General features: G+C 72.6%; 1 protein-coding gene. It reads right to left on the minus strand.

Translation table 11 applies throughout. The annotated features are described in order from the left end of the window. Positions 1–280 precede the first annotated feature (280 nt). The gene (locus AB0B89_RS36370) at positions 281–1,450 is read right to left on the minus strand and encodes a PDZ domain-containing protein (protein ID WP_358562322.1); all 1,170 of its coding nucleotides are present in this window, start codon (positions 1,448–1,450) and stop codon (positions 281–283) included. Positions 1,451–1,531: the final 81 nt, after the last annotated feature.

The raw sequence follows: 1,531 nt of genomic DNA on the forward strand, positions 1-1,531 counted from the left end.
GGCGGACGGCGTCCCTATCGGTCCGCGGTCAAGGGGCTGTGGGGCGGCCATCAGTGCTCGAAGATCTACGGACGACTCGATTGCAGACCGGGGCCGCCGCCTGGGCGCGCGACACCCTGCTGCGCGCGATCCCGGCCCGCCTGGCCACCCGGCAGCTCGCCGCCATCTGGCACGCCTAGTGCGGCCCTCGGGCATTCCAGGGCGGATCTTTCTCAGTCGTCGAGCAGCCGCCAGGGGGTGAGGGCGAGCCGTACGGCCACTTGCGCGGTCACCACGGTGGTCACCGGCGTGGGGGCAGCAGCGGGGCGCCCAGACGGGGACGGTCGGCGGGGTTGGGGGTGTGCGCGGGATACTGCGCCAGCCGTTCCAGGGCCAGGTCGATCGCCCGCTCAAGCTGGGTGTCGATCCCCCGCGCGTAGTCCTGCGGAGTGATGTCGACCTCGATGTCCGGATCGGTGCCGTAGTTCTCCACCCGCCACCCGACGTCGTCGAAGGTGAAGGAGAACTCCGGCTGGGTGGTCACCGTGCCGTCGGCCAGCCGGTGGCGCGGCCAGATGCCGATCACCCCGCCCCACGTGCGCTTGCCGATCAGCGGCCCGAGCCCGAGCAGCTTGAAGGTGTGGCTGAAGATGTCGCCGTCGGAACCGGCCCACTCGTTGGTGATCGCCACCAGCGCGCCGCGCGGCGACTCGGCGGGATAGGGCTCGGGCACACCCCAGCGCGGGAAGTCGTAGCCGATGCGCCGCCGGGCGAGCTTCTGCAGCAGCAGCCCCGAGACGTGGCCGCCGCCGTTGAAGCGGACGTCCACGACCAGCCCCTCCCGGTCGTACTCGGCGAGGAACCCCCGGTGGAACTCGGCGTAGCCGTCGGGGCCCATATCGGGGATGTGGATGTAGCCGATCTTGCCGCCGGTGCGTTCGTGGGTGCGCGCGCGGTTGGCCTCCACCCAGTCGCGGTAGCGGCCCGGCTCCTCGTCCGACAGGGCCTTGACCGTCACCGTCCTGGCCGGCCCGTCTCCGCGCCTTATGGTCAGCTCGACCTCCTGGCCGGCCTGGTTGACCAGGAGCCTGGCCGGGCCCGCCACCGCCCCGGCGGGCTGGCCGTTGATGGCCACCACCGCGTCGCCCGGCCGTACGTCCAGTCCCGGACGGTTGAGCGGGGAAGTGGCGTCGGGGTCCCAGGGGTCACCGGCGACGATGCGTGCGATCGTGTGGACGCCGTCGGCGTAGGACCAGTCGACGCCCAGCTTGCCCTGCCAGTACTGGGGCCGGGTGCGGTACTCGCCGCCGCTCTCGTAGGCGTGGGAGGTGCCGAGCTCGCCCAGCAGCTCCCACAGCAGGTCGGAGAACTCGCCCCGGGTGCCCACCCGGTCGACCAGGGGGAGGTAGCGCTCGTAGACGCCCTCCCAGTCGATGCCGGCCATGTCCTGCACCCAGACCGGGCGGGCCACCCGCCGGGCACGAGCGGCGAGCCGTCGGAGGGCTTGCTCAGCACCTCGGCGATCTCGTCGCGCATCGCGGCCCGCGCCGTG

The organism is Sphaerisporangium sp. NPDC049002 (genome assembly GCF_040649355.1).
Taxonomy (GTDB): Bacteria; Actinomycetota; Actinomycetes; order Streptosporangiales; family Streptosporangiaceae; genus Sphaerisporangium.